Here is a 21,719-nt window from a genome sequence, read left to right as displayed (position 1 = left end):
GTGATGTCTCGTCGACGTCGGCGAAGTACCCGGCGGCCGCGTCCTCATCCACACCGTGATGCGCGATGACACTCTCCCGGCGGGTCACCTGAGGCCCGTGCACCCGGCCGTCGCCCTCGCCGGCGCCGGCCCCGCGACGGCGCCCAGACCTCAATGCGCCTGTTCCCCGGCCCCGGTCCCGGCCCCGCTCGTGGCGAGCTGCCCGCTCGCCGCCCGGGCGCTGATCTCCCTCTTCAGGATCTTGCCGCTCGGCCCCATCGGCAGCGCGTCCATCAGGCGCACCACACGGGGGTACTTGTAGGCCGCGACCCGGTCCTTGACGTACTGGCGCAGCTCCTCGGGCGTGGCTCGGGCCTTGGGGCGCAGGACCACGGCGGCCGCGACCTCCTCGCCGAGCTGCTGGTGCGGGACGCCCACGACGGCGGCGAGGGCGACGGCCGGGTGCTCGTGCAGGACCTCCTCGATCTCGCGCGGGTAGACGTTGTAGCCACCCCGGATGATCATGTCCTTCTTGCGGTCCACGATGTAGAAGTAGCCGTCCTCGTCCCGGCGGGCCAGGTCTCCGGTGCGCAGCCAGCCGTCGGGGATGGCGGCGGCCGTCTCCTCGGGTCGGTTCCAGTAGCCCTTCATCACGTTCGGGCCGCGCACGGCCAGCTCGCCGATCTCGCCCGCGCCGGCGTCCCGGCCCTTGTCGTCCAGCAGCCGGACCTCGACATCCTGGATCGGGGTGCCGATGGAGCCCGCCTTGCGGGGGCGGTCGAGGTGGTTGAACGTCACCACCGGGCTGGTCTCGGACATGCCGAAGCCCTCCAGCACCGCGCAGCCGAAGCGCTTCTCGAAGCCGTGCAGGATCTCGACGGGCAGGGAGGCGCCGCCGGAGACGCACATCCGCAGGCTGGTCACGTCCGCGTCGGCCGGGTGCTGCAGCAGGGCCGCGTACATCGTCGGCACGCCCCCGAAGACGGTCGCCCGGTCCGCCGCGATGGCGTCCAGCACGGTCTGCGGGTCGAAGCGGGGGACGAGGGTGAGCGAGGCACCGCTGCGCACGGCCACGCTCATCGTGCAGATCTGGCCGAAGATGTGGAACAGCGGCAGGCAGCCCAACACCACGTCGTCCGGTGTCATCCGTGTGACGTGCGCCTTCATGACCTCGGTGTTGTGCCGCAGGCCGCCGTGCGTGAGCGCGGCGCCCTTCGGCTTGCCCGTGGTGCCCGAGGTGTACAGCAGCACGGCCACGTCGTCGTCGGCGGTGCGTGCCACCTCGGTGGACGGCTCGTGCTCGGCCAGCAGCGCGGCGAAGGCCGCGGGCTCCACCGCCACGCGTCGTACGCCGGCCGTGGCGGCCCCCTGCGCGCCCTCGCCGGGAGCCTGGTGCCACTCGAAGAGCAGGACGGCGCCGGAGTCGGTGAGGTGGTAGGCGGTCTCCCGCTCCTTGAGCAGAGGATTCAGCGGCACCACGATCGCCCCGGCGCGCAGGGCGCCGTAGTAGAGGACGACGAACTCGGGGACGTTCGGCAGCATCAACGCGATCCGGTCGCCGGGCCTGACGCCTTCGGCTCGCAGCAGTGCGGCCGCGCGGGCGCTGCGGGCGTCCAGGTCCGCGTAGGTGGTGGTGTGGTCCCCCAGCCGCAACGCCGGACGGTCGGGCCGCGCAGCCGCGGTCTCCACCAGGAACTCCGACAAATTGGCCACGCCCGCCTCCATGAACTCACCGTTGAGATCTGTCGTACACGCGAAGGCCATGGTGCTCAGAGCGCAGGTCACCAGCTATGGACGCGGTGACACCGTTGGCCGCCTCCATCTGTTCCCGGGAACAAAAGGGGGGCGTTAAGCTGCGGTGATGGAATTGTCGGCCGTGATCGCGGCGATCCAGGACCAGCTTCCGGGGCTGGGTGAGCGGGTCGCGGACCGCATCCGGTCCGAGGTCCCCGCCTACCGGAACGAGTCACTCATCCCGTTCGACTCGCTGTGCCGGTCGTGCACCGACAACGCGGACCTGGTGCTCAGGCAGTTGCGCCGGACCGGCGCGCCCGATGCCGAACCCGCCCGGGAGACCGGCCGGATCCGCGCCGAACAGGGCATGCCGCTGGCGGACGTCCTGCACGCGTACCGGATCGGCTTCGAGTTCCTGTGGTCGGAGATCCTCTCCGAGGCGCGTGCCCACTCCGCGGTTCCCGACGCCCAGCTGGTGGACCGCTCCGCGCAGATCTGGCAGCTGTTCGGCCTCTACGCCCAGGCGGTGGCGGCCTCGCACCGGGAGACCACCGCCGAACTGGCCGTACAGCGCGGCGCCCGCCGTTCGGCGCTGGTGGAGGCGCTGTTCACCGGTGTGATCGGCGACCGCATCACGCTGTGGGACGCGGCCCGTGAGCTGGGCCTGCCGGAGCGGGGGCCGTACGCCGTCGTCGCCGCGGCGGCCGACTCCCCCGGCGAGGAACCCCTGCCGGGTGTGGAGACCTCACTGCGGCAGGCGCATCTTCCGTCGGCCTGGCGGTTGCTGCCCGACCAGCAGATCGGCGTCATCGCCCTCACCACACCGGACGCGGAGGCGACCGGTCTGCGCGTCCTGCGCCGCGCGGGCGCCCGGGTGGGGGTCAGTCCGGGCTTCGCGTCGCTGCGTGAGACCCCGCAGGCCCTGCGTTTCGCGCGGCTGGCGCTGGCCGGCCTGCCGGGCGACGGCCCCGGGGTGGCCCGCTTCGACGACAATCCCCTCGCCATGCTCGTCGCCGCGGCTCCGGCGGAGGCGGCTCACCTGATGAACAGGGTCCTCAAACCCGTGCTGGACCTCCCCGGTCTCGAACGGACGCGTCTCATGGAGACGCTGGAAAGCTGGTTCGCGGCCGGCGGCTCCGCAGCGACCGCCGCGCGGCGCCTCTACGTCCACCCCAACACCGTCCGCTACCGCCTGCGCCGCATCGAGGAACTCACCGGCCGTTCGCTCTCGGACCCCCATGCCGTCGCCGACCTCGGGGCGGCACTGCTGGCGGCAGGGCGCGGCACGGACGCCGGCCGTACGGCGTCGGCGGGATGAGGCAGCGGCGATCGGCCGCCGGGGACATGGACCAGGGCCCTGTCCGGTGGGTGGGGAGGAACACCGGAAGGGCCCTGGCGAATGCGACCGAACGGGGACGGGTCACTCCAGCCGGTCGAGGAACGTCAGCACGGAGGCGTCCTCCTCGATCAGCGGGGCGAGGGCGGCATTGAACGGGGCGCCGTAGGGAGCCTTCAGATGGGCCTGGAAGGCGTCCTCGTCCCGGTACACCTCGAAGATCCAGAAGGCGCGCGGGTCGCCGGCCCTGGTGTAGCTGTCGAAGGCGAGGTTGCCTTCTTCCTGGCGCACCTTCTCGGCGTAGTCCCGCAGCAGCACGGCGACGTCGGCCTCCGCTCCCTCGCGGGCGGTGAACTCGGCGTACAGGGTCTTCGTCACGGCGTTCGTGCTCCTCTGCGTCAGCCGGCTTCCGGAACGAGCTTCTTGGCGCCGGTCATGATGGCCACCGCGTCCTCCATGGAGTGCGACTGCGGGGTGATGACCCCGGCGCATCCGCCGAGGCGCTGGATGTGGATGCGGTCGGCCACGTCGAAGACGTTGGGCATGTTGTGGCTGATCAGGATGACGCCGAGGCCCTGGTCGCGCAGGTCGCGGACGAGCTTGAGCACCTGGCCCGTCTCCCGGACGCCGAGGGCCGCGGTGGGTTCGTCGAGGATGACGACCCGGCCGCCGAAGGCACCCGCCCGGGCGACCGCGACGGACTGGCGCTGGCCTCCGGAGAGGGTCTCGACGGCCTGGTTGATGTTCTGCAGGGTGCTGATGCCCAGCCGCTTGATGTGGTCGGCCGCCTGCTTCTTCATCTCGCCGGTGTCGAGCATCCGGAACACCGATCCCAGCACGCCCTTGCGGCGGATCTCGCGGGCGAGGAACAGGTTGCTGGCGATGTCCAGCGCCGGGGCGACCGCCAGGGTCTGGTACACGGTCTCGATGCCGGCCTCGCGGGCGTCCTGGGGCCGCTTGAAGGCGACCTCCTTGCCGTCGACGAGGATGCTGCCCCGGTCCGGCACCAGCGCTCCGGACAGGCACTTGATGAGGGTCGACTTGCCGGCGCCGTTGTCGCCGATGACGGCGAGGACCTCGCCGGGGTAGAGGGTCAGGTCGACGTCGTTGAGGCCGACGACCCTGCCGAAGACCTTGACCAGGCCCTTGGCCTCGAGCACGGGGGCGGTGGTGGTCGTCACGACTTCACGCTCCGGATCCACTGGTCGACGGAGACAGCCGCGATCACCAGGATGCCGACTGCGAGGACTTGGTAGTTGGGGTCGATGCCGGCCAGCGCGAGGCCGTTGACGAAGACCTGGACGATGAGCGCGCCGATCAGCGAGCCGACCACGACGCCGCGTCCGCCGAACAGGCTCGTGCCGCCGATGACGACGGCGGTGATGGACTGCAGGTTGGCGTTGAGACCGCTGTTGGGGTCACCGCCGCCGACCCGGCCGACGAGGATCCAGGCACCGACGGCGATGGCGAAACCGCCGACCACGTAGGCGCTCAGCAGGACCCGGTTGACGGAGATGCCGGCCAGCCGGGCGGCCTCGAGGTCGTCGCCGACGGCGTACAGGTGCCGGCCCCAGGCGGTGTAGCGCAGCGCGTAGCCGATCACCACGTAGAGGGCGCTCATCAGCAGGACGCCGTAGGTCAGGTTCAACTGCCCTATGGATATGGTCTCGCCGCTCCACATCAGGATGTTGCCCGGTTGCAGGGACACGGTCTGGCCCTTGGCGTAGATGAGCGTGATGGCGGTGAAGACGCTCAGGGTGCCGAGGGTGACGATGAACGGCGGCAGCTTGATCTTGGTGACCAGCAGCCCGTTGACGGCCTGGGCGGCGACGGCGACGGCCGCTCCGGCGAGCAGGGCCACCACGCCGGGGAGGTGGTTGTCGGCGACGAGCTTCGACATCAGCAGCGAGGCGAGCACCATGACCGCGCCGATGGACAGGTCGATGCCGGCGGTCAGGATGATGACGGTCTGGCCGACGGCGAGCGAACCGATGACCGCGACCTGCTGGGCGACCAGCGACAGGTTCTGCAGCGCGTAGAAGCGCTCGTTGACCAGGGAGAAGACGATCGCGGCGAGTACGAGCACGATCGCCGGGCTGAGGGCGGGCTGCCGGTGCAGCACGGAGTGGATGCGCTGGGCCGGGGTGGCGGGCCGGTTGAGGAACTCCTCCGCCGGTGCCGGTGTGGCTTGACTGTCCACGTGGGTGGTCACAGGGGGTCCTTCCGGAATCTTTCCGCGAGCGGGCCTTCGTACGAAGTCATGGGCGCGTGGGGCGCGGGTGCGCCGCCGGGGTCGGGGACCGGCGGCGCACCCGGCGCGGACGGGGTCAGCTGCCCCAGCAGGCGGACGCGGCCTGCGTCGGCGTCTGGACCTTCAGACCGCCCATCGGCTTGGCGGCGGCCAGCGCGGTACCGGTGTCGTAGAACGTCTTGCCGTCGGTGACGCTGGGCTTGCTGCCGCCGCGGGCCAGCTTCGCGATGGAACTGACGCCGAGCGCGGCCATCTTGCCGGGGTACTGCACGGCGTCGGCGGCGAACTTGCCGTTGGTGACGTTCTTCAAGCCGGAGCAGCTGCCGTCGATCGCGTAGATCGCGACGTTCTTCTCCTTGCCCGCGGCCTTCAGGGCGTTGTACGCGCCCTCGCCCGCGGGCTCGTTGATCGCGTAGACGACGTTGATGTCCGGGTTGGAGGAGAGGCAGTTCTCCATAGCGGTGCGTCCGCCGTCGATCGCGCCCTGGGTGGGCTGGTGGCAGGCGATCTTGTACGTGCCGCCCTTGCCGCCGGTGTACTTCCCGGACTTGGCCTCCTTGCCGTTCTCCGCCTTGCTGCCCGGGTCGATGCCCATGCCCTCCAGGAAGCCGTGGTCGCGCTGGATGTCGACGGAGACGACCTGGTTGTTGAACAGGTCGAGCATCGCGATGACCGCGGGCTTGCCGTTCAGGGCGGCGGCCGCGTACTGGCCGTCGAGCTTGCCGGCCTGCTCGTTGTCGGTGGCGTAGGTGATGTCCGCGACGCTCGGCGGGTTGGGCGCGGTGTCCAGGGCTATGACGAACAGTCCGGCCTGCTTGGCCCGCTTCAGCGCGGCGTTGACGGCGTCGCCGTTGGTGGTGATCAGGATGCCCTTGTCACCGCGCGAGATGGCGTTGTCGATGGCGGTGATCTGGGTCTGGGTGTCGCCGTCCGAGGTGCCGGCCGCCACCGTGAGGCTCACGTTGTCCTTGGAGGCCTGGGTCTTGGCGTCCTTCTCCATGCTCACGAAGTACGGGTTGGTGAGCGTCTTCAGAATCAGCGAGACACCCACCTTCCCGCCGCCGCCCGAACCGGACGAGGAGGAGCCGGAGTCGGAGGAACCGCAGGCCGCGAGGGTGGCACCGAGGCACACGGTGACCCCGATCGCTGCCGCCCGGGTACGCCGACTGCGGCGGCCCGCCGCCTGGCTGGAGGAGATGTTCATGGCTTGATCCCTTTCGGAGCCGTCCCGTGGTCCACGCTGAGACAACGTTGACTGACCGGGATACTGGGCCCGTATGGACGAGTCCGTCAAGGCACTGGTAGACATGCGTCCGCAACGAGTGGGTAACGCGCGACCGGTTGGGAGACAACGATGACTCAGGGCGAGCCGCCATCGCGGACCCCCCGCAGCCGCCCCACCATGCGTGAGGTGGCGGCGCTGGCCGGCGTGGCCATCAAGACGGTCTCGCGCGTGGTCAACGGCGTGCCCACCGTCGATCCGGCCATCGCCGCACGGGTGCGCGAAGCGGCCGACAAGCTCGGCTACCGGCCCAACCTGACGGCCAGCAGCCTGCGCCGCGGGGACGGCCGTACGGCCACCGTCGGGATGCTCGTCGAGGACGCCGCGAACCCCTTCTCGGCCGCTCTGACGCGCACCGTCGAGAACGTGGCCCGCGGGCGCGGAAGCCTGGTGCTGGTCGGCAGCCTGGACGAGGATCCGGCCCGGGAACGGGAACTGGCCCAGGCCCTCATCGACCGCCGGGTCGACGGCCTCGTCATCGTCCCGGCCGGCCGCGACCACAGCTACCTGATCAGCGAGCAGCGCTCGGGCACCTGCATGGTCTTCGTCGACCGCGAGCCCAGCCTGCTCGACGCGGACGCCGTCGTCTCCGACAACCGGCAGGGCTCCGTCACCGCGATCGAGCACCTGCTGAAGTCCGGCCACCGCCGCATCGCCTACCTCGGCGACCAGGTGACCATCTCCACCGCCGCCCAGCGCTTCGACGGCTACCGGCACGCACTGGAGCTGGCCCACATCGAGTACGACGCCGAGATCGTCCGGCACGTCGGCTCCAGCGAGAGTGCCGCCATCGCCGCGACCGAGGAGCTGCTGGCGCTGCCCGATGCGCCCACGGCGCTGTTCACCAGCCAGAACTTCGTCACCATCGGCGCCGTCCGCGCACTGCGCGCCCTGGGGCTGCAAGACACCGTGGCCCATGTGGGCTTCGACGACTTCCCCCTTGCCGACATCCTCAGTCCGGGTATCTCCGTCATCGCCCAGGACATCGAGCGACTGGGCCGGACGGCCGCCGAGATGCTCTTCCGCAGGCTCGACGGCGACGAGTCGCCCACCAGCACCGTCACCGTGCCGACCCGGCTGATCGAACGGGGCTCCGGCGAGATCACCGCCGCAGGACCCGTCGGCTGACAGGACGCCCGCGACGGCCGGATCGGCGCTGGTCACGATGATCGGCGAAGCCCTCGTCGACATGGTCCAGCTCCGGGCCCCCGGCGGCAGCCCGTTCGGCGTCGCCGTCGGGTTCGCCGGGCTGGGTCGCCGCACCGCCCTCATGGCCCGCCTGGCGGACAAGGCGTTCGGCAGGATGCCGCGCGCTCACGCCACGGCCGAGGGCATCGACCGGTGCCGCTCCCCCGCCGCCACCGAGCCGACCCCACTGACCGTGGCCTCCACGGCCCGCAGGGACGCGCTGGCTACGACTTCTCCCTCGACGACACCGCGCACCTGCAGCGGACACCGCCCGTGTCCCGGCCGACACGGCGGTCCTGCACTTCGGCTCGGTCGCCGCATGGGCGCCGATCCGCCCACCGCCCCGCCCCGACCACTCCCCGACGCGCCTTTGACGGCGAGCGACCTGGCCTTTCCGGAACAGACGGGCGCCGAGGGGGGGCCGAACACCGCAGGCCGCGCGGAGTTGATGCCGGCACCGGCTGCGGGACCTGCTGCTGTCGGACCTGCGACGGGCAGGGGCGTGCTCACTTCCTGCTCGTGGCGCGCCGCCCGCCGGTTCCCGCGCCGAGGCGGGTGACCCGGGCCGCGGCGGTCTCGGCGCGGCGCCGCGCCTCCCGCAGGCGGCGGTCCGCTTCGGCGGCCTGCTCGCGTGCCGTGCGTGCGCTCGTCTCGGCCTGCCCCCGCTGCTCTTCGAGGTGCGCGAGCTCCTCGCTCAGCTCGTCGACACGCTCCTCGACCGACCGCACGGCGGCCTGCGCGTCGTCGGCCTGCCGCTCGGCGGCCGCGGCCTCCTCACGCCGAGCCGCGAGCACGCGCTCGGCCTCTTCCGCCTCTTGTTGGGCCTGCTCCAGCCGCCGGCGCCGCTCCTCGTCGGCCTTCTGCCGACGGCTTTCGGCGGGCGGAACCTCCTTGCGCGTGCGTGGCGCCCGGGCGGGCCGTGCACGGGCGCCGTCAGCTGCCGCCGGGAAGCCGACGGTCTGGTCGAATGCCTTCACCAGACGCCCGGCGGCCCACTCCTGCGCGGCCGCGGGGTCGGCGAGCACGGCGTGGAGGATGCCTTCGACCTCCCGTTGGACGTCCTCGCCGATCGGGTGCCCGGCCTGGGCCGTCAGCTGCCGGGCCTGCCGCGACAGTGCGTTGACCACGAGGTGCCGCTGCCTGCTGAGCTCGCGCAGTTGCGCCCCGTCCAGATCGTGGTGAGCCTGCCGCAGCCCTTCGCCGATCCGCAGCAACGGTTCGATCTCCTCGGGCTGCTCACGGACCAGGAGGTTGCTCGCCCAGGCCGCCAGGCTGGGCCGGCGCAGTGCGCCGATCTTCCCGGCGAGCGCACGGTCGCCGGCGCGACGGGCCTCGGCCGCGCGGGCGTCCCGCGCGGCGGTGAAGTCCTGCGGCCGCAGCCCGTACAGCTCGTTCGCGACGCCCTCCAGGTCCACCGCTGCCCTCCTTGCCTTGCCGGTCGTCACCATGCCGGTCTTCTTCGCTTTCGAGGCTTATGCCGGGTCGACGCTGGACGCAAACGGAACGGCCACGCCCCGATGAACCCCACTGTCCCGGCAGTACGGTGTTCCGATGACCGAGCCCCCGCTGCCCGGCGGCACCGTTGTCGACGCGGGCGAACTGGATGCCCGGTGGGCCGACGCCTGGCGGCCGGACCAGGTCACGGAGCGGTTGGCCGGTATCGGCACGCCCTGGTGCATCGCGGCAGGGTGGGCGCTGGATCTGTTCCGAGGAGAGCAGTCGCGACCGCACGGCGATCTGGAGATCGCGGTGCCCGCGGCGGGATTCCCCGAGGTCCGAGACCACTTCCCCGGTTACGCGTTCGACGCGGTGGGCTCGGGGCGCATCTGGGCTGATGCGGGAGCCGAGGCACTCGCGGCCACCCACCAGACCTGGCTGCGGGACCCGGCGAGCGGCCGGTTCCTCATGGACGTCTTCCGCGAGCCGCACGAGGGAAGGACGTGGATCTGCCGGCGGGACGTGAGCCTGAGACTGCCGTACGACGCCGTCATCGAGCGGACGGCGGACGGCATCCCCTACCTCGTACCGGAGTTGGTGCTGCTGTTCAAGGCCAAGGACACTCGGCCCAAGGACCACGCCGACTTCCACGGCATTCTGCCGCTGCTGAACCGGACGCGCCGTGACGTGCTCGGGGAAGGGCTGGCGCGCATGCATCCCGGGCATCCATGGCTGGCGGCACTGGGACGGTAGTGCCCTTGTTCAGGCCACGGGTGCCGTCTCGTCGTCGAGGGAGATGCCCAGGCCGTCCGCCAACGTCGTGAGCGCCGCCCCCAGCGGAAGGTCGACCCGCGCGACGGCGTGCCGGTCGCCGCGGGTCGCGTCCCGGTTGATGATCAGCACCCGCTTCCCCGACTGCGCGGCCTGGCGCACGAACCGCAGTCCGGACATCACCGTGAGCGAAGAGCCCAGAACGAGCAGTGCGTCCGCCGCGCGTACCAGTTCACGGCAGTGTTCGACCCGCCGGGGCGACACGGCCTCGCCGAAGAACACCACGTCCGGTTTGAGGACGCCGCCGCAGTCGACGCAAGGGACCACCCGGAAGTCTCCGACCTGGTCCTCGCTGAGATCGGCGTCACCGTCCGGGTTGATGCCCGCCGCCACCGGCGCGAAGTCCGGATTGGCCTCCTCCAGCCGACGCGCCAGTTCACGACGCGGACTGAAGGCGCCGCAGCCCAGGCACACCACCCGGTCGAGACTTCCGTGGAGCTCGACGACGCCGTCACTGCCGGCGGCCTGGTGCAGCCCGTCCACGTTCTGGGTGATCGTGCCCGCGAGCAGCCCGTGCCGCCCGAACGCGGCCACCGCCCGGTGCCCGGCGTTGGGACGGGCACGGCCGAACGCCCGCCAGCCGAGGTGACTGCGCGCCCAGTACCGGCGCCGGGCCTGAGCGCTGCCGGTGAAGTCCTGGTAGAGCATCGGCGTGTGCCGGCTCAGGCTCCCGCCCTCACCGCGGTAGTCGGGAATGCCCGACTCGGTGGAGATGCCCGCGCCACTGAGCACCAGCACACCGCCGGCCCCCAGCGCGTCGGCGACCGGCCGCAGATCCGTCGTGCTCGGCGGCAGATCCCCGGTGGGGGTCCAGGTCAGGGTGGGGCGCATGCGCATGGCGCAAGGGTACGGCGACGGTGCCGGAAGTGTCGGTCGGCGAGATCGGACCAGCGCTGCCGGTCGCACGGGACCGAGGCAGGTCCCCGAGCGGCGCCATCCCGACGCACGGGCACCCCCACCGCGTCAACTCCCCTTGCGACACATGGGGTTCGACGTGTTCTCGCACCAACTCGCCCACGCGCGCCATCGACCACCATCACGGCGGCGATCGACCACAGCGCACAGCCAAGGGGGCCCACGGTCACGCTGCGCCGAGGCGGCAGGGCTGAGCCGACCCGTCGGGGGTAACCGAACCGCAGCGAAGGACAAGACCCCCGCAGGGAAGGAGCGTCATGCCAGGCATGATGGAGCGCATCAAGGAGTTCGCCAGGAGTCCTCAGGGCCGGCGCGCGGCCGAGCAGGCGCGACGGGCCGCGGCCGATCCCCGGCGCCGAGCGCAGGCCCAGCGCCTGCTGGGCAAGCTGCGCGGCCACCGTTGACCGCCGAGCGCCCGCCACAGCACAGCCCCGGCTGTCAGCAGCGCGCCACGCGAGTGGGCCGCACGGGCCCGCTCGCGTGGCGCCGCTGACCAGCCCTGGGGATGCCGCGCACTCACCCAGGACGGGACATGCCTGAAACACACATCGGCAAGCCACGGAAGCCCGCGAAGGAGGGTTCGTCGTTGCGAGCGGTCGGCTGGGCCCGCTCGCTGCCCATGCACAGTGAGGTCAAGGAGGCCCGGGACTGGGCACGTGATCACCTCGACGCCCTGGGGTGGACCACGACCGCTCCCGAGACGGTCGACGCGGTGCTGCTCACCGTCTCCGAGCTGGTCACCAACGCGCACGTCCACGCGCACAGCAACGCCCAGTTGGTGATGACCTGGGACGAACAGTGCCTGCACATCAGCGTTCATGACGCGTCGAGAGAGCCACCGGTCCCGCGCGGCGTCAGCACGGACCGCGTCGGTGGACGCGGCATGTTCCTCGTGGACGCCCTGGCCGACGAATGGGAGGCCAGGTCCTGCCGTCACGGCAAGTCGGTCGTGGCCTGCTTCCATGCGCCCGCGGCGGCCGCGGCCGGGCATCGCACGCCCGACGACGCGCGGAAGCAGTGACCGGGCACAGAGGTCCGGACGGTCGGCGACGGCGCCTCCACGCGCCGTCGCCTTCGCCGTCGTAAGCACACATCACGGGCCGGGAACAGAGGCGAAGGACCACTGCCGGAAGAGGTCCTTCGTCCGCGGGACCGGGTCCATCGGCTGTGCCCGGGGCGCGATCTTCGGTGATGGGATGCGACCGTGCGCTCCGGCCCCGCCGCGACGGTGAGGGCGGTGCCGGCGGTTCCGGCGGGGCGCACACCCTTCGGAAACCGAGGAACGACAGGAAGCAGTGCCGATGGTCCGCCCAGCCGTTCTCGCTCCCCTCGTCTGTGTCCTGGCCGCGGGCGCCGCGGCGCTCTCGTTCGCCCGGGGATCCTGGCTGGGCCTGCTCTGGCTGCCGCCGACCGCACTGACGTCGAACATGGCTTGGTACTACGCCCGCCGCGCCCGCTCGAAGGCCCCTTCGACCGGAGGCGCCGGCTGCGCGGACGGCGGATCGTGCGGTGCCTGTACGAGGAGGGCCCGCACATGACCGACAACTACCACGCCCTGCTCGCCCGCCGGGAGGCCATGCGCCTGCGCGACCGCCTGCTCACCCCCGCCTCCCGCCCCGGACGAGGCACCGCCGCGTCCCCCGGCCCCTCCCCTACGACCGGTGGCTACGACGGCGCCGCGGACCAGCAGGTGATCGTCCGGAACCTGGCGCAGGTCACCCCGTTCGGTCATCTCATCGACCGTCTCTACGAGGCGATGTTCGAGCGCCACCCGTACCTGCGGAAGCTGTTCCCCGCCTCGATGGAGTTCCAACAGGTCCACCTGGAGCGGGCCTTGTGGTATCTGATCGAGCATCTGCACCGCCCCGAGGACGTGGCCGCCTTCTGCGCCCGCCTCGGCCGCGACCACCGCAAACTCGGCGTACTGCCGGTGCACTACGCGCTGTTCGAGCAGGCCCTCGTCGAGGCGCTGCGCCGGACGGCGCACGGTGACCTCGGCGCGGACGTGGAGCGGGCGTGGCTGCGCATGGTGCGCTTCGCCGCCGCAGCCATGGTGGACGGCGCGAACGAGGCACTGGCCGAACCCACGTACTGGAACGGCACGGTCGTCGACCACCAGCGCCGGCGCCCCGACCTCGCCGTCCTGCGGGTGCGGACCGCCGAGCCGTACCCGTACCACCCCGGCCAGTTCGCGACCCTGCAGACGCCCCTGCTGCCGCACACCTGGCGCCCCTACACCCCGGCCGGCGTCCCGGGCGCGGACGGCGAACTGGAGTTCCACATCCGGCGCACCGGGCCCGACGGAGTGAGCGACGCCCTGGTGACCCGCACCGGCGTGGGTGACACCCTGCGCCTGGGCCCCGCCCAGGGCACGACGACGCTGGGCGACGGCCTCACACGCGACGTGCTCATCGTCGCCGGCGGCACCGGATGGGCCACCGCAAAGGCCCTGCTGGAGGACCTGGTCGCGCGGCGCCCACCGGGCCGCCGCGCCCACCTGTTCCTCGGCGCCCGCACAGCCGACGACCTCTACGACGCCTCGGTCCTGGCCCGGCTGGAGAGCCACTGCGCCTGGCTGAGCGTGGTGCCCGTCATCGACGCGGGGCCCGCCGCATCCGACCGGGCGCCGGTCACCGAGGCACTGGCCGGACACGGCGACTTCAGCGACCGCACGGCCTACGTCAGCGGCCCGCCGGGGCTGGTCGCCGCCGCCGTACGCCGACTGACCGATCTGGGCCTTCCCGCCGACCGCATCCGGCACGACCCGGTGACAGCGGCGATTCCCGCGTTGCCGGACGCACCGACCTGACGTGGTGCCGCACTTTCGTGCAGGGGCCTGCCCGCCCGTCAGGCCTTGGCCGCCAGCGGTCGCCACGCGGCCCAGGTCTCCAGGCGCTGCCGGTAGGCGGCCTCGACGACCGGATAGGGGTAGGTGCCGAGAAACAGGCGCAGAGGCGGCTCGTCGGCGTCGACCAGTTCGAGGATGACGTCGGCGGTGGCCTGCGGATCCTGCGGTGCGCGGGCCGTGGCACCGGACCGGCGTGCCTCTCGGACGGGCTCGTAGGCGGCGATGGGCCGGGTGTGCACCGCCGAGGCGCCGGACCAGTCGGTGCCGTAGGGCCCGGGTTCGACGATGGTGACGCGGACGCCGAGCGGGGCCACCTCCTGGGCGAGGGCCTCGCTCATCCCCTCCAGCGCCCATTTGGAGGCGTTGTACAGTCCCAGGCCGGGAAAGGCGGCCAGCCCGCCCAGGCTGGACACCTGCACGATGTGACCGCTCTGCCGGGCGCGCAGGAAGGGCAGGGCGGCCTGTGTCACCCACAGCGGACCGAACAGGTTGGTTTCGAGCTGGGCGCGCGCCTGCTCCTCGGTGGTCTCCTCGACCATGCCGAACAGGCCGTACCCGGCGTTGTTGACGACCACGTCGAGGTGGCCGAAGGCATCGACGGCCCGCTGCACGGCATCCGTGGCGGCGGCGCGGTCGGTGACATCGAGAGGCAGGGGCAGGACGTCGTCGCCGTACGCGTCGACGAGGGGCCGCAGGGACTCGGGGCGGCGTGCCGTGGCGGCGACCCGGTCACCGCGGGCGAGGGCGGCCCGTGCCCAGATGTGGCCGAGGCCCCGGGATGCTCCGGTGATGAACCATGTCTTCTTCGTCATGCCTCCACCCTGCGAGGCACGCCGGACGGCAGCCAGCACCCCCACAGGGTTACCCTTCGAGACCATGGCGAGCGACAACGTGCTGGGTGAGTTCCTCAAGGCGCGGCGGGGCCGGGTGCCGCACTCCCGCGCCGACCTGCCCGCCACCGGCCGCCGCCGCGTCCCCGGGTTGCGGCGCGAGGAGCTGGCGCGGCTGGCCGGGATCAGTGAGCCGTATCTGACCCGGCTGGAGCAGGGCGTCGACCGCCACCCGTCACCCCAGGTGCTGGCGGCGCTCGCGCGGGCGCTGGAGCTGGACCCGGACGCCACGGCGCACCTGTTCGCGCTCGCCGCGCCACGCCCAGAACGCCCGCCGGAGAGCGAAGTCAGCGCGGATGTGCACCAGTTGCTGGATGCCTTCACCGGCGCTCCGGCCTATGTGCGCAATCGGCGCTTCGACGTGCAGGCCGCCAACAAGACGGCCCGCGCGCTGTCCCCCATGTACGAACCGGGGCACAACCTGGCCCTCGACATGTTCTTCGATCCGCGGGTACGGCAGCTCCTCCCGGACTGGCCGGACATCGCCGCCCAGACGGCGGCGGCCCTGCGCGCCGAGGCGGATCCGCGCGACCCCGCGACCCGGTCGCTGGTCGCCGAGCTGGAGGAGAGCGACGAGTTCCGCCGGCTGTGGGCCCGGCACGACGCACGTCCCACCCGCGACGAGCTCAAACGGTTCGTCCACCCGGTCGTCGGCGAGCTGGCCCTGCGGCGGCAGGCGCTCACCGTGGGCGGCGCCGAACAGCTGGTCGTCATCGCCTACCAGGCGGCCCCGGGAAGCCCTTCCGAGGCGGCCCTCGCCCGGCTGCTGTGAACGAACGCGGCACCGACGGGATGCCCGGGGCAGGGGCCGTCGGTGCCGCGCTGGGACGGGGCGGTGACGATCTCGTCGTCACCGCCGCGTCGGCTACTGCCAGGTGACGGTGATCGGGCTGTGGACCGAGCGTCGGGGCAGGGTGATCGTGAAGGTGCCGGTGGAGCTGTTCCAGTGGTAGTCGCGCGAGGTCAGCCGGACGCCGGTCGCGGTGACCTTGGTGGGCGCGTGGGCCGTTCCCGGCAGGGACAGCGTCCACCGGCGGCTCTTCGCCTGGCCGTGGAAGGTGCCGGTCGCCGGGGAGATCGACACGGTGTGGCGTCCGGCCTTGTGGCCGTAGCGGACGGTCGTCGTGGCGGTGTGGCCCTTGCGGGCGGTGGTTCCGTCGTCCTCGTACAGGTGGTACGAGGACGACGCGCCGGGGGCGACGGTCAGGGTGACGTCGGTGAGCGGGTTGCGGTCATTGTCGGTGACGTCATGGGTGCGGGTCGGCAGGATGGCGCCGGCCTTGAGGAACACCGGCATGGTGTCCAGGCCGGTGGTGATGTCCTCGGTGGTGCCGCCCTGGTAGGTCTTGCCGGTGAAGTAGTCGGTCCACCGGCCGGGCGGGAACCACACCGTGGTGGTCGCGGTCGTGCCCGGTTTCGTCACCGGGGCGACCAGGACGTCGGAGCCGTAGAAGTACTCGCTGCCGGCCGTCTCGTAGGCCTTCGCCTCGTCCGGGTACTCCAGGTAGGTGGGGCGGACGATCGGCACGCCGGTGCGGTTGGCCTCCTGGGCCAGGCCGTAGGTGTAAGGCACCAGGTTCTCGCGGAGGTTGAGGAACTTGTCGGCCGAGTTCCGCGCCTGGGTGCCGTACTGCCAGGGCAGCCGGTCGCTGTGGTTGCTGTGCAGCCGGTCGATGGGCTGGAAGGTGCCGAACTGCACCCAGCGCGCGTACAGGTCGTCGGGGAGTTTGTGCGTGGTGCGGGTCTGCCCGCCGTCGGTGTACGTCTCCGAACCGGTCAGCCCCGTGGTGTCGTTGTGCCCGCCGATGTCGTGCGTGATGGCCGCCATCCCGGTCGCGGCGGACTCCCCCGGCGTGTAGCCGACCTCGAATCTCAGCGTGCCCCAGGTGGAGGCGGTGTCGCCGGTGAAGTGGACGGTGGTGCGCTTGTCCGCCCAGGGTCCGGTGGGCAGCGCCTGCTGGCCGCTGTACCCGCCGGCCTGCAGCGAGCCGTAGGCGCGGGAGAGGACGAACCCGCGGCCGAGGGTCTCGCCGGTGAGGTCGGCGTACTGCTGGTTGATCCAGGCGTCCGGTGTGACGCCCTGCTGCGACGACTGGGAGGCGTCGCAGCACCAGTCGAGCCACCAGAAGTCGTTGCCCTGCTGGTCCATGGTCCGGTGCAGGTCCAGGTAGGCCTTGAGCTGGTCGGGGTCGCCGAAGTCGAAGGTGTAGCAGTTGTCCTCGACCGAGGCGGCACCGGCGCAACCGCCCTTGCTCAGCTTGCCCTTGGCCGTGGCCTGTGCCTGGGCGAACTGGGGGTCGGAGGCCAGGATGCTCGGGTGCACGTTGAGCGTGTTGTGCAGGCCCTGCGCGGCGGACCAGTCGAAGAAGCCCTTGGGGTCGGGGAAGCGGCCCGGATCCATCTCCCAACCGCTCCAGTTGTTCACGGCCTTGAAGTCCGTGTCGGTCACCAGGACGTCCAGCGGCACCTGTTCGGACCGGAACGCGGGGAGGATCTTGTTCTCGTAGTCGGCCGCGGTACGGTCGATGTACTCCGAGTACCAGACGCCGTACGCCCATTGGGGCAGCAGCTGCGGCGGCCCGGTCAGGGTGGCCAGGTCGGTGAGGGCCTGCTTGTAGTCGTGTCCGTAGCCGAAGACGTAGCCGTCCTGGTAGGGCGTGCCACCGTGCGCGGGACGGGGCGTGGCCTTCTTCGTCGCGGTGTCGTACAGCGCCGAGGGGGTGTCGTCCAGGAGGTACCAGCCGTCCCGGTGCAGCAGTCCGGGGGTGGTCACCGGGGCTCCGTTGTCGCCGTTCACTCCGTCCAGTCCGCGACGGTAGCCGCCGAGCGCGAGGTGGGGCGCGGGGGCGGGCTGCTGCGGTGCGGTGACGGAGACGGTGTCGAGGTTGACGTGGCAGCTCGACGTCTCGGGGCAGTCGAGGGTGATGTCGTCCTCGCCGGCCTTCAGGGAGAGGGGGACGGAGGCGGTCTTCCAGTCGTCCCAGTCGGCCGTCGCGGGGAGGGACAGGGTGTGGGTGGCGCCGCCGGAGGTGACGGAGGCGGTACGGGTCTGGTGCAGACCGTCGCTTCCGGTGCCGTTGGCGTAGCGCACGCTCAGGGTGTAGGTGCCGTCGGCCGGGACGCCGACCAGGTGGGTGGTCAGGCTCGATCCCTTGTTGAGCTCCGCGACGAATCCGCTGCCCGCGTATCCGGGGTGGTCGGTGGCGGTGACGGCGGTGCCGCCGATCCGCCCGGCCTCCGCCTCGCAGCTCGTGCCGAGCGGGCAGTCGGTGATGGCGGTGCTGGAGACGGGCGGGTAGGGGTCACCGGGGTGGATCAGGGCGACGCTGTCGACGTTGACGTCACCGCTGTCCGAGGCGGTGCGGGTCAGCGCGATGGTGTGGTGGCCCGCGGTCAGGTCGAGGTTCGCGGTGACCCGGTTCCAGGTGTCCCAGTCGGCCGTGGTCGGCAGCGTCACCGTCTGAGGGGAGCCCCCGTCCACCGTCAGGGTCAGGGTGCGGGTGCGGGTCTGGCCGTCGCCGCCACGGGAGTTGGCGTACCGCAGGGCGAACGCGTAGGTGCCGGACGTCTTGACATCGATGTCAGCGGAGGCCGAGCTGCCCGTGCCCTCGAACCCCGCGGCGAAGCCGGTGCCGGTGTGGCCGGCGTGGTCCGCTGCGACGGACAGTCCGTTCAGCCGCAGGTTCTCGGCCTCGCACAGCGCGCCGACGGCGCAGGTCAGCCGTTGCCAGGGCGCGGCGGTCACCGGTGCGCCGCCCGCCGCCAGCTTCAGCGACAGGTTGCGGGCGTCGAACGGTCCTGAGCCGACCCGGTAGCGCAGGGTCAGCGCACTCGTCCTGATGGTCAGCCAGCCGTCGGTCGTCGTGGCCGTGTAGGCGGCCGGGGTGAAAGCGTCGCGGCCGATCGCGTTGAAGGTCGCGGCATCGGTGAATGTGCCGTCCCCGGCGTACTCGGTGCGGATCAGCGTCGGCGAGAGGATCTCGAACCGCGCGTCCCCCGATGTGACCGTGGGAATGCGGGCGGCGTGCGAGCCGCCCGCCGAAGCGGGTCCCGCACCCGTCAACGCCGTTGCGGCGGCGACCGCCAGGGCCGCGGCCCCACCGATCCGCCGCCGTATGGATCTGAGGCGCCGCCTCTTCGATCCGGCTGTCATGTCGACTCCCCTTCCCTGCAACGCTGCGTCGTTCTCGGGTCGTTGGAACTACACGAGTGGCGTGAGAGTACGTCCTGGACAGGGGTGCCGATAAGAGGTTGTACAACGTTGTCATCACCGATGTCGCCGAGCCGACGACAAGGGACGCGGTGGGCCGGGGCGCGGCGGCTAGTGGTGCGGGGGGTGTGGGGGATGTGGCGGCGGGGGCGGGATGGTGGCCAGGCCGGGGGCGGGTTCGGGCCAGACCAGCAGGACGGGGCAGGGGGCGTGGTCGACGACGAAGCGGCTGGCCGGGCCGAGGCTGTGCGGGCCCAGGTGGGTGCGGTCGCCGTCACGGGCCAGGATGAGAAGGTCGGCGTCCTCGGCCGCGGCGACGACCTCGCGTTCGACGCGTCCGCTCCGCTCGGTGCGGGTGCAGGGCCGGTCCAGGCGCTCGGCGGCGGCCTGCAGGAGCTGGTCGGCGGAGGCGGCGGCGAGGTGTTCGACGCGGTCGCCCGGATCGCGCTCGCGGTGACCTCGGCCGAGCAGCCCGGCGAAGACGCCGTGCGCTACTTCCGGCAGGTCGGACGGGGTGACGTGCAACAGCACGACATCGGCGTCCGCCGCGGCGTGCCGGCGCGCGGCGTCCACACACGCGGGCCAGGTGCCCTCGACGACCCAGACGACAACGGCCATTCGGTCAGCCTCCTCACAGCTCGGCCATGAACACGACCTTCCCACGATCATCCGCCATGGACGGGCCAGAGCGCACCGTCGACCTGAGGCAGTGCGCCGGAGGCGGCGCCCTGGCCCGGTACGAACCCCCGCGCGTCCCATGTGCCGCACCGCCGTCGAAGCGGGCCGGCGTCTGTCACCTGATCGTGTACCGGCGGTCCTGGCGGTCTGTCCCGTCCGGCCCCTGTCGGGACGGCGGCGGACCGGCCTGGAATGGGCGGAGAGGCGCGCGCATGCCGTCCGGGGGCGGATATGCGGGTATCCGAAGAGCAGGGTGGGCGATGGCGCCGGCCCCACCGGCCGTCGTACACCTTGGCCTCTGCACCGCACCGACAAGACGAGGAGATCGACGTGGAGTTCGATGTGACCGTGGAGATCCCGCAGGGCTCTCGCAACAAGTACGAGATGGACCACGCCCTGCACCGCATCCGCCTGGACCGCATGCTGTTCACCTCCACGCAGTATCCGGCGGACTACGGTTACATCGACGGCACCCTCGGCGGCGACGGCGAACCGCTCGACGCGCTCGTGCTGACCGGCGACCCCACCTTCCCGGGCTGCACCATCGAGTGCCGGGCCGTGGGCATGTTCGTGATGAAGGACGAACACGGGCCGGACGAGAAGGTGTTGTGCGTCCCCGCCCACGACCCCCGCTACGCCGACGTGCAGGACATCACCGACATCCCCGAGTTCGACCGGCTGGAGATCACCCACTTCTTCGAGGTCTACAAGGACCTCGAACCCGGCAAGGACGTCGAGGGATCGCACTGGGAGGGCCGCGAGCAGGCGTACGGCGAGATCGCCGCCTCCCGCGAACGCGCCGCGCAACCGCCGGTCGAGCGCGCGTGAGCGGCCCCGGCGATCCGCCTCAAGGCACGCTGATCCTGCTCAGGCACGGGCAGAGCGAGGCCAACGCCGCCGGAGTCTTGGGTGGTTGGGCGGACTTCCGGCTGAGCCCGCACGGCGAGGCACAGGCCGCCGGCGCGGCCCGGCTCATCGCCGGTGCCGGGCTCCTTCCGGACGAGGTGCACACCTCGCTGCTGCACCGCTCCATCCGCACCGCGCAGATCGTCACCGACCGCCTCGACCGCTCCTGGACACCGGTGCGCCGCACCTGGCGGCTCAACGAGCGTCAGTACGGCGCCCTGACCGGCCGGAGCAGGCGGCGGATGCGGCAGGAGGCCGGCGCCGAGCGCTACGAGCGCCGGCGGCGCTCCCTGCACGCCGTTCCGCCGCCGCTGTCCGACGACCGGCCGGCCCTGCTGCGGGCCGACCCGCGCTATGCCGCCCTGCCCGGCGAGAGCATCCCGCCCGTGGAGAGCTTCGCCGCCCTCCTCGCCCGCGTGACGCCGTACTGGAGCGACGTACTGGCACCGAGTCTCGGCCGGGGTGCCACGCTCCTGGTCGCCGCTCACGGCAACTCCCTGCGGGCCCTGGTCACCCTCCTGGACCGGCTCGACGAACCGGCCGTCCGCGCGCTCGACATCCCCACCGCGGAACCGCTCGTCCACCATCTGGGTCCCGGACTGCGCCCGCTGGTACCGGGCGGCTCCTACCTCGCCCCGGACCGGGCCCGCGCCGCCACGGCCGCGGTCGCCGCCGAGGGCCACGCCTGACGAAAGGGGCCGCGTACGCCGAGGAGCGGTGACCCGAGGCCGGGTCACCGCTCCCCACGACGCGTGCGCGGTCAGTCGCAGTCACGCACCTTGATGGTGTAGATGCCGCGGCCGTGGGAGGCCGCGTACAGGGTGCGTCCGTCGGGGCTCAGCTTCAGCTGGAGCACGGCGACGGCCGGGAGCGAGCCGACGCGCTGCCACCGGGTGCGGCCCGGCGCGCGGTAGACGACGCCGAGGTCGGTGGCGACGGCGAGGCCGCCGCCCGGCAGGACGATCGCCGAGTCGGCCGGCACGTCGGGGAGGTTCGCCGAGACGTCCTTCCACGTGGTGCCGCCGTCGACGGACTCGAAGACGTGGCCAACACCCGCGCCGGGGCCCTCGGTCCAGTGCCGGGAGAAGCCGTTGACCGCGAGGAAGACGTGGTCGGCGTTCTTCGGGTCGACGGCGAAGCCGCTGAGGTAGCGGTTGGGCACGGTCCCGTCCGCCGGCAGGGTGATGTCGTGCCAGCCGGTGCCGTCCGCGTTGCCCACGGAGATGCCGCGGGC

At 72.0% G+C, this 21,719-nt stretch carries 20 protein-coding genes; 9 read left to right on the top strand and 11 right to left on the bottom strand.

Translation table 11 applies throughout. The features are described from left to right. Positions 1–150 precede the first annotated feature (150 nt). Positions 151–1,692 (bottom strand): long-chain-fatty-acid--CoA ligase, encoded by a 1,542-nt coding sequence (locus tag M8J74_RS26505; protein WP_249838868.1) that lies wholly within the window; start codon positions 1,690–1,692, stop codon positions 151–153. A 148-nt stretch (positions 1,693–1,840) separates the two neighbouring features. Between M8J74_RS26505 and M8J74_RS26500 the strand changes: the two genes are divergently transcribed. After that, positions 1,841–3,031 carry a PucR family transcriptional regulator gene (locus M8J74_RS26500; protein ID WP_249838867.1) on the top strand — a complete coding sequence of 397 codons (1,191 nt, stop codon included), beginning with the start codon at positions 1,841–1,843 and terminating at the stop codon, positions 3,029–3,031. A 102-nt stretch (positions 3,032–3,133) separates the two neighbouring features. On the opposite strand, the gene M8J74_RS26495 is transcribed toward M8J74_RS26500, so the two are convergent. The 4 genes from M8J74_RS26495 to M8J74_RS26480 form a co-directional block, all read right to left on the bottom strand. After that, complete coding sequence (locus tag M8J74_RS26495) at positions 3,134–3,427, bottom strand: putative quinol monooxygenase (protein WP_249838866.1); 294 nt, start codon at positions 3,425–3,427, stop codon at positions 3,134–3,136. Between the two features lie 20 nt (positions 3,428–3,447). Continuing rightward, on the bottom strand, positions 3,448–4,230 hold the full coding sequence (locus M8J74_RS26490) for an ATP-binding cassette domain-containing protein (RefSeq protein ID WP_142148495.1): 783 nt from the start codon (positions 4,228–4,230) through the stop codon (positions 3,448–3,450). Continuing rightward, positions 4,227–5,261, bottom strand: a complete 1,035-nt coding sequence (locus tag M8J74_RS26485) for an ABC transporter permease (RefSeq protein ID WP_249838865.1) — start codon at positions 5,259–5,261, stop codon at positions 4,227–4,229. Before M8J74_RS26485 ends, M8J74_RS26490 begins: the two co-directional genes overlap by 4 nt. 115 nt (positions 5,262–5,376) lie before the next feature. Then, positions 5,377–6,504 (bottom strand): substrate-binding domain-containing protein, encoded by a 1,128-nt coding sequence (locus tag M8J74_RS26480; RefSeq protein ID WP_249838864.1) that lies wholly within the window; start codon positions 6,502–6,504, stop codon positions 5,377–5,379. A 150-nt stretch (positions 6,505–6,654) separates the two neighbouring features. Between M8J74_RS26480 and M8J74_RS26475 the strand changes: the two genes are divergently transcribed. Then, entirely contained in the window at positions 6,655–7,710 is a 1,056-nt protein-coding gene (locus M8J74_RS26475; protein WP_249838863.1) for a LacI family DNA-binding transcriptional regulator, read from the top strand. 566 nt (positions 7,711–8,276) lie between these two features. Here the strand turns inward: M8J74_RS26475 and M8J74_RS26470 are convergent. Then, positions 8,277–9,218 carry a hypothetical protein gene (locus M8J74_RS26470; RefSeq protein ID WP_249838862.1) on the bottom strand — a complete coding sequence of 314 codons (942 nt, stop codon included), beginning with the start codon at positions 9,216–9,218 and terminating at the stop codon, positions 8,277–8,279. 103 nt (positions 9,219–9,321) lie between these two features. On the opposite strand from M8J74_RS26470, the gene M8J74_RS26465 reads away from it, so the two are divergent. Then, positions 9,322–9,960 carry a nucleotidyltransferase domain-containing protein gene (locus M8J74_RS26465; protein WP_249838861.1) on the top strand — a complete coding sequence of 213 codons (639 nt, stop codon included), beginning with the start codon at positions 9,322–9,324 and terminating at the stop codon, positions 9,958–9,960. Between the two features lie 9 nt (positions 9,961–9,969). On the opposite strand, the gene M8J74_RS26460 is transcribed toward M8J74_RS26465, so the two are convergent. After that, positions 9,970–10,875 (bottom strand): NAD-dependent protein deacetylase, encoded by a 906-nt coding sequence (locus M8J74_RS26460; RefSeq protein ID WP_249838860.1) that lies wholly within the window; start codon positions 10,873–10,875, stop codon positions 9,970–9,972. Between the two features lie 335 nt (positions 10,876–11,210). On the opposite strand from M8J74_RS26460, the gene M8J74_RS26455 reads away from it, so the two are divergent. The 3 genes from M8J74_RS26455 to M8J74_RS26440 all read left to right on the top strand — a co-directional run bounded on the left by M8J74_RS26455 (position 11,211) and on the right by M8J74_RS26440 (position 13,762). Further along, on the top strand, positions 11,211–11,357 hold the full coding sequence (locus tag M8J74_RS26455) for a hypothetical protein (protein WP_203237777.1): 147 nt from the start codon (positions 11,211–11,213) through the stop codon (positions 11,355–11,357). A gap of 128 nt (positions 11,358–11,485) precedes the next feature. Further along, positions 11,486–11,974, top strand: a complete 489-nt coding sequence (locus tag M8J74_RS26450) for an ATP-binding protein (RefSeq protein WP_372500273.1) — start codon at positions 11,486–11,488, stop codon at positions 11,972–11,974. Positions 11,975–12,487: 513 nt separating this feature from the next. Continuing rightward, entirely contained in the window at positions 12,488–13,762 is a 1,275-nt protein-coding gene (locus M8J74_RS26440) for a globin domain-containing protein (RefSeq protein ID WP_249838858.1), read from the top strand. A gap of 38 nt (positions 13,763–13,800) precedes the next feature. Here the strand turns inward: M8J74_RS26440 and M8J74_RS26435 are convergent, their stop codons facing one another. Then, positions 13,801–14,613, bottom strand: coding sequence for an SDR family NAD(P)-dependent oxidoreductase (locus M8J74_RS26435; protein ID WP_249838857.1), 813 nt, complete (start codon positions 14,611–14,613; stop codon positions 13,801–13,803). 64 nt (positions 14,614–14,677) lie between these two features. Between M8J74_RS26435 and M8J74_RS26430 the strand changes: the two genes are divergently transcribed. After that, entirely contained in the window at positions 14,678–15,463 is a 786-nt protein-coding gene (locus M8J74_RS26430; RefSeq protein ID WP_249838856.1) for a helix-turn-helix transcriptional regulator, read from the top strand. A gap of 93 nt (positions 15,464–15,556) precedes the next feature. On the opposite strand, the gene M8J74_RS26425 is transcribed toward M8J74_RS26430, so the two are convergent. Both M8J74_RS26425 and M8J74_RS26420 read right to left on the bottom strand, forming a co-directional pair. Continuing rightward, positions 15,557–18,844, bottom strand: coding sequence for a TIM-barrel domain-containing protein (locus M8J74_RS26425; RefSeq protein ID WP_249838855.1), 3,288 nt, complete (start codon positions 18,842–18,844; stop codon positions 15,557–15,559). 168 nt (positions 18,845–19,012) lie between these two features. After that, positions 19,013–19,519: a universal stress protein gene (locus tag M8J74_RS26420; protein WP_249838854.1), complete on the bottom strand. Its 507-nt coding sequence runs from the start codon at positions 19,517–19,519 to the stop codon at positions 19,013–19,015. A gap of 390 nt (positions 19,520–19,909) precedes the next feature. On the opposite strand from M8J74_RS26420, the gene M8J74_RS26415 reads away from it, so the two are divergent. Together M8J74_RS26415 and M8J74_RS26410 are read left to right on the top strand one after the other, a co-directional pair. Beyond that, entirely contained in the window at positions 19,910–20,407 is a 498-nt protein-coding gene (locus M8J74_RS26415; RefSeq protein WP_058927454.1) for an inorganic diphosphatase, read from the top strand. Continuing rightward, positions 20,404–21,174, top strand: coding sequence for a 2,3-bisphosphoglycerate-dependent phosphoglycerate mutase (locus M8J74_RS26410; protein ID WP_249838853.1), 771 nt, complete (start codon positions 20,404–20,406; stop codon positions 21,172–21,174). The genes M8J74_RS26415 and M8J74_RS26410 overlap by 4 nt, the downstream gene beginning before the upstream one ends. A gap of 71 nt (positions 21,175–21,245) precedes the next feature. Here M8J74_RS26410 and M8J74_RS26405 read toward each other — a convergent pair. Further along, positions 21,246–21,719: beta propeller repeat protein (locus tag M8J74_RS26405; protein ID WP_505016709.1), on the bottom strand; the 474-nt coding region annotated here is incomplete at its 5' end.

The organism is Streptomyces panaciradicis, from assembly GCF_023516615.1.
Taxonomy (GTDB): Bacteria; Actinomycetota; Actinomycetes; order Streptomycetales; family Streptomycetaceae; genus Streptomyces; species Streptomyces panaciradicis.
This window is presented reverse-complemented; position numbering and strand designations above follow the sequence as displayed.